A 6,135-nucleotide genomic window follows, 5' to 3' on the forward strand; every position below is an offset into this window, starting at 1 on the left:
AAGGATTTGGCGACTTAGTAAATATACACAAAACTTTGAGTAAGCACCAAAACCCGTATTAATTTTAGCCGGTGTTGGCTAACGGTGTTTTATTTAACCCTTTCATAATTTTTAGTTCCTGCTCCAATTGCAAATCGACTTAATGATAGTATTCCATTTTCTTTAATATTTATATATAGAGGTGCTTTTTTTTCTAAAAAGTGTAATTCGGCTCCCCAAAGACGTGAATATTTTAAATAAAATTTACTCTCTTTAATCAATTTATTGTTTTTGATAAACTTGATTTTTTTGTCTTTCGTGAAAATTATTTCTTCACTAGTTTTTGTCTTATAATCTTCGTTAAAACAAATTCCAGAGATGCTATCAAGTTTCCATTTTCCGTTAAGCTGATTATAACTGATCATGCTTTGTTTAAAATCAATATTCTTAATTCGCTGGAACGCTAATAATGATAATATAGACTTCTTATTTTCTTTCGCAAAATTTAAGTACTCACTCGAGATAATAGAATCTTTTGTTTTCAAATAATTAAGATTCAAATCTTTCACATATTTTTGATTCTTTAAATCCAGAATTGAATCTAGAATTTTATCTTTTATTGCTATTTTCTCAAATTTGACTGTGGGTAATAAATTCAGTGAATCTATTATATTCTCAAGTTTTGATATTTTGTTAGTCAGTATATCATTTTGAAGTTTTAACTCCTCATTTTTCCGATTACAAGAAAATAAAATTGAAATCGATAATGTTAAAAATATAATCTTCTTTTTCATTAGAACGATTTTTACTGTTTGCCAACGGTTTTGGCTAGGATTAGTACGGGATTGAAAATCGGCCAGATTTTCGATTACGGACTGAGCCTAAGCTTTTTGTTTGGATTTGTTTCTTTTTAATTTAACTAAGCCAAATCAACAAGATTTGGCGGACTTAGTAAATATACACAAAACATTGGAGTAGGGAAAAGAGCCCGTATTAATTTTAGCCGGTGTTAGCATATCGTATTTTATTTACTAGAATTTTTCGGTAAATAGAAATATTATGAGAGTTACTGATTTTAATTATCGAGAAGTTTTAATTAATTATTTAAGAGAAAATTCTTTTAAGTTTTTTTCAGTTTCAAAATTCAGCGTTGCTACTTTTTTCAGTTTCAAGGAATAAAAAACTTTCATTAAAAGACTAATTATTTTGAAAGCAAAAATCTCAAAATTCAACGTAGCTACGAATTCATTTCCAGCGTTTTTAAAGAACATTTTTATAGTGTGATATACTTTCATGCAAAAGCTTCAAAAATTCAGCACAGCTACTTAAACAACAGATTTAAGAACTATTTATCTTCTAGAAAACTATCGTGAAAAAATTTTAGGAGAAACTACTGAACCAACAAGCTATGGAAATTTTAACACGTATTATTGAAAATGTTTCAAAGCTTAGAAATATTGACTTTTAAAGCTTACCCATGCTGATTCCCAAACTTTATTTTGCGATTTTTTCGACCTATGTATGCTAACGGGTTTGTATATGGTTTGTTGCGTGTTTTAAGCATCTAATTTAGTAAATAAAAACCGACCAAGAAAGTCCGAGAGGACTTTCGTAAATAGGCTAGAACTAGCAATAAATTATATACGGTGTTGTACATAGTGCTTTATCACGATTTCTGTTTTATGTATTTTTCAATATCAACTCCATAATCCTCAATGTTTTTGCCTTTCGGAATGCTTATTCCAATAATTCGATGAGTCTCATAAAGATTCATAATTACAAAAAACTGCTTTTCTTTATTGCAGTAATGATATTTGTAATCAAATATTTCTTTGTTCTTACAATTCCCATTTATCCATTGTTCCGTATACTTCTTTTCTAATTCAAAATAATAAAAGTGTGCATTTGCAGATAAACTCAAATCATTAAAATTATTCCAAAGATGATGTATTGTGCCAGGTAGTTGATTTCCAAAATTATGATAATAAAGGCCACGAACTATCTTTTCGATATAAACATTTAAGTGTTGGCTATTTACTTTAATATATCCGCCACCTTCTGGTTTTTCTAAAATAGTACTCGCTACACTTATTCCAAGTCCAGCACTTTGTTCTCTTTGAATTCCTTTTAATATTTTTTCCTCAAATATTTTTCTTGCAACTTTAGAGGTATGAGAAAGCATAATTATATTTATTCTCATTCTTTCATCGATTTTCGACAAATCTTCGTTGTGTTTTTTACACGATTTAACAGTAATTAATTCTTTTCTGAAACCTTTAGGAAATAAATTTTGAGGTGGAACGTGCTCAGTTCCGGTTGCGATTTCTCCGCACCAATAACATTCATTTTCGGATTTTGAATTTGTGTTCAATCTTGGATTCATTGTTTTTCAGCATTATGTACAACGGTTTTGTATAAGCTTTGTTGCGTTGTTTAAGCAGTGAATTTACTAAATAAAACACGAACGTCGAAATTCCGAAGGAATTTCCCAAGTGAGCTAAAACTAGCAATAAAGTTTATACGGTGTTGTAAACAGTTATTTGTTCAACTTTATATTAAATTCCGATATTATTTCTTTCAATTTTATTCCATAAATCAATTCAGCATTCTCGTAAGTTTGATTTTTGCATAATTCAATAAATTTTTTCTTATCAATCAAAACTAAATTTTCAATAAATGCTCCAGCAACAGGATAAAATATTTTTTCGGAATAATTATTTCCATTTAACCAAAGTTCCTTAATATCTATTTTTTTATTTTCAAGTACTTTTTTAGCCTTTTCTAATCTGTTCGTTTCTGTTTGGTCAAAATAAACTCCAATTCCTTCATTAATTAATCTGTTTCTGATGTTTGTTTTTTCTAACCAAAAGGAAATGTTGTGAGCTATTTCGTGTCCCTTAGTTTGGTTATCTCTGTTATGAGAAACACAATATTTTGGATTTGTAAAACCTAAAGTTTTGTTTAAATTTTTAACGGCTTCCTCGTTTGATTTCCAAACAAAAAAATCAATTTTTTTAGGTAAATATGAAGAGAAAAAAATATTGATATTTAGAAAAGCATTTTCTCTTTCTTTAATGTATTTTTCCTTATCAATGATTGATGTTCCATTTTGAAAATGGAAAGTAATATTATCAGTTTCTAATGTTTCCCAATTTTCGTAAACTTTGTCAAATCCAAACAATAAAGCTAAACCTTTTAACTTCTTCGTCGAGTTTTTCGTTCCTTTATATTCTAATGCTTTTTTATAGAATTCTTTAGCTTTTTCAATCTTTCCAATAGCAAAATTAGATTCCATTAATTCAATATTCGACCAAGCAAATTGCCAATCATTTTCGGAACAATTAACTGCTTTTTCTAAATACGGAATTGCGTTATTATATTCATTTAAGATATTATATGCTTTTCCAATTCCTAAAAGTCCATCAAAATCATTTGGTTCAGATTCAACTAGTTGTTTACCTAATTTAACAACTTTTTTAAATTCTTTATTTTTAAAGGCATTACTCATTTCAGACTTTTGCGAATAGCCTGAAATACAAAATACAGTTAGAAATATTATTTGAAGTAGAATTTTTGTCATAATTGTTTACAACGGTTTTGGCTAGGATTAGTACGGGAAGAAAAGGAGCAGAGCCTTTTCGAACACGGACTAAGCCGAAGCCTTTTTTTTGGTTTTAATTTTCTTATTACAAAGCCAAATCAAAAAGGATTTGGCGACCTAGTAAATATACACAAAACTTTTAGCAAGAAACAAAACCCGTATTAATTTTAGCCGGTGTTAGGTAACGCTTTCTCTTACTTTTCTTAATATTTCTGGTATTTCATCCCAATCTTTTACCCATATTGTTTGAACACCAAATGAGGAAGAATCATTTTCTTCAAATTTTTCATATAGTTCAATTAGATTATTTAAAACTTGTTCAAGCTTTTCTTCATTAGAAATTAATTCTTTAGGCATTTCATATACATCTAATTTATTAAGAAGATAGCCAATATTTACTCTTTTTTTGATAATATAATGTCCTCTTTTTTTATTTCCTTTTTGTTCATATGCTATGTCTAAAAGTCGTCTAATATTAGGATCTGTAAGTGAACTTCCTATGAAAATACAAGTATTATCTCTGAATTTATTAATTTGTACAATATTATTCCAACTATAAATATTAGAATATTGTTCGTGGTAATTATTTTCTCCGAATGTAATTTTATGAGAAGAATTTAATTTTCCATTTTCAGGTAAATAACCATGAACATGATAAATAGGCAATTCATCATTTTTTATTTCCATTCCTATTCCATGAATTGTCTTATAAGGTATTTCTAATCCTGTTTTTTCCAATTTGGATTCAAGTATATCATCAAAATTATATGTTATAATCGAATCTAAATTTGGACTTTTACCTGGAGCTACGCATAGTTTTATTATTTCATCAAATAATAATGATTGTTTTTCTTTATTAATATTAGAATAGAGGACTTCTCTAACCATTGTTTCAAAAGATGAATTATTTTCTTCAAAATAATGTTGTAAATATCTACCAGAAATAAGGGGATTAGGAGCAAATATTTCATTAAACAATTTTGATAAAGTATCAGGTGTTTTAGCTTTTTTTTCTATGGTATGAACCATTAATAGTTGAAGTAAATTACTCCATGAAGGAACTCCAAATTCTATGGAAACTCCAGCTCCAAGGATTAAAACTAATTTATCTTTTTCAAATGATTCATATAGATATTTGAGTGGAGATTTAGGGTTAATAGTTAATTTAGGAATAGAATCTATAATGTTTGAAAAGTCAAAATCTGAAGATTGAATAGAATCAATTATTTTTTTGAACCTAGTTTCAATGTCAATTTCATCCCCAAATGGGTTTTGATTAAATACTTTATTCTCTCTTTTTATAGATCCTTGATTATGCTTAAATTTTTTATATAAAATATCGTATTCTTCCTTACTTATTTTAGTAGTCGGTCTTGGTTCTATTTCATAACCTTGACTAGATAAATGTTCAACAGCTCTATCTAATGAAATATTAAATTCACGTAATACTTTATTAAGCCTTAAAACTTTTTTTTCTGTCATGTTTTTTTTAGTGTTACCTAACGGTTTTGGCTAGGCTTTGTGCGGGATTGAAAATCGACAAGATTTTCGAACACGGACTAAGCCGAAGCTTTTTGTTTGGATTTGTTTCTTTGGTTTCACAAAGCCAAATCAACAAGATTTGGCGACTTAGTAAATATACACAAAACTTTGAGAAAGCACAGAACCCGCATTAAGTTTAGCCGGTGTTACCCAATGTTTTATTCTTTTAACATTGACTTTAATTCACTAGAATATTTTTCAAAATCAGCATTTGAAAGTTTTAAAAGTTGGTTGTTTCTTGTAGCAATAGAATTACCTATATCAATAGTAAACATTTTGATGAGTTCTAAATATCTTATTTCAGGAGTGTTTTTTGAAAACCATTCAGGGAAGCTAGGTAATTCACTTAGTTTTTTATTTAATTGTCCAACTTTAGTATTATTAGATTTATCTACATTGTTAAAATCTTGCTTTATATTGATATATTCTTCTAATCTTTTTTCAATGTAATTTTTTTCTTCGAGAGTTAGTAAAACTTTCACTTCTTTTTTAGTTGTATTATTTTCAAGAATAGTAGTTTTTTTCTCAGTTATTTTTTCTTTCTTTTCTTTGTTTTCACAATTAATTAATGAACAACAAAAAAATAATAAAATGAATTTAATTGATATTATTCTCATAGATTTTTTATATTAATTTATTCCTTTTCCTTTAAAAGCATTTGTCACAATATTAGTTGATTTATTCGATATAACAGTAATATCAATATCTGGAAAATATACAATCCAATTTTGGTTATTAGTACCTTTTAATGTCTCTGAATTTGTTTTACTATAGTCATTAACTATTTCAAATACATTTTTTCCAACTAAAGATGAAACTTCATGTTTATCACCATTTGCTGCTGTGAAATTTTTATTATTACAACTAACCACGTAAATTAAAGTGATTAGATATATTATTTTAAAAAATTTCATAATTCTAGTTTTAATTTTGGGTAACGGTTTTGGCTATGGAAAGTAGCGATGTAAACAAGCATGTTTTTTCGGAGCCGATTAATAAACTTAAAAATAAGC

General features: G+C 27.5%; 6 protein-coding genes. All 6 read right to left on the reverse strand.

Annotation, left to right across the window (positions count from 1 at the left end; all coding sequences use genetic code 11):
- Positions 1–89: 89 nt before the first annotated feature.
- The 6 genes from Q4548_RS16325 to Q4548_RS16350 all read right to left on the reverse strand — a co-directional run bounded on the left by Q4548_RS16325 (position 90) and on the right by Q4548_RS16350 (position 6,036).
- Positions 90–773, reverse strand: a complete 684-nt coding sequence (locus tag Q4548_RS16325) for a hypothetical protein (RefSeq protein ID WP_303457010.1) — start codon at positions 771–773, stop codon at positions 90–92.
- 872 nt (positions 774–1,645) lie between these two features.
- Positions 1,646–2,362 carry a hypothetical protein gene (locus Q4548_RS16330; protein WP_303457013.1) on the reverse strand — a complete coding sequence of 239 codons (717 nt, stop codon included), beginning with the start codon at positions 2,360–2,362 and terminating at the stop codon, positions 1,646–1,648.
- A gap of 153 nt (positions 2,363–2,515) precedes the next feature.
- A complete protein-coding gene (locus Q4548_RS16335) occupies positions 2,516–3,487 on the reverse strand; it encodes a lipopolysaccharide assembly protein LapB (protein ID WP_303457015.1) in 972 nt (323 codons plus the stop codon).
- Positions 3,488–3,757: 270 nt separating this feature from the next.
- Complete coding sequence (locus tag Q4548_RS16340; RefSeq protein ID WP_336622747.1) at positions 3,758–4,609, reverse strand: SIR2 family protein; 852 nt, start codon at positions 4,607–4,609, stop codon at positions 3,758–3,760.
- Positions 4,610–5,280: 671 nt separating this feature from the next.
- A complete protein-coding gene (locus tag Q4548_RS16345) occupies positions 5,281–5,739 on the reverse strand; it encodes a hypothetical protein (RefSeq protein ID WP_303457018.1) in 459 nt (152 codons plus the stop codon).
- Positions 5,740–5,751: 12 nt separating this feature from the next.
- Complete coding sequence (locus Q4548_RS16350) at positions 5,752–6,036, reverse strand: hypothetical protein (RefSeq protein WP_303457021.1); 285 nt, start codon at positions 6,034–6,036, stop codon at positions 5,752–5,754.
- Positions 6,037–6,135 lie beyond the last annotated feature (99 nt).

It is taken from the genome of Wenyingzhuangia sp. 2_MG-2023, from assembly GCF_030548295.1.
In the GTDB taxonomy this organism is placed as follows: domain Bacteria; phylum Bacteroidota; class Bacteroidia; order Flavobacteriales; family Flavobacteriaceae; genus Wenyingzhuangia.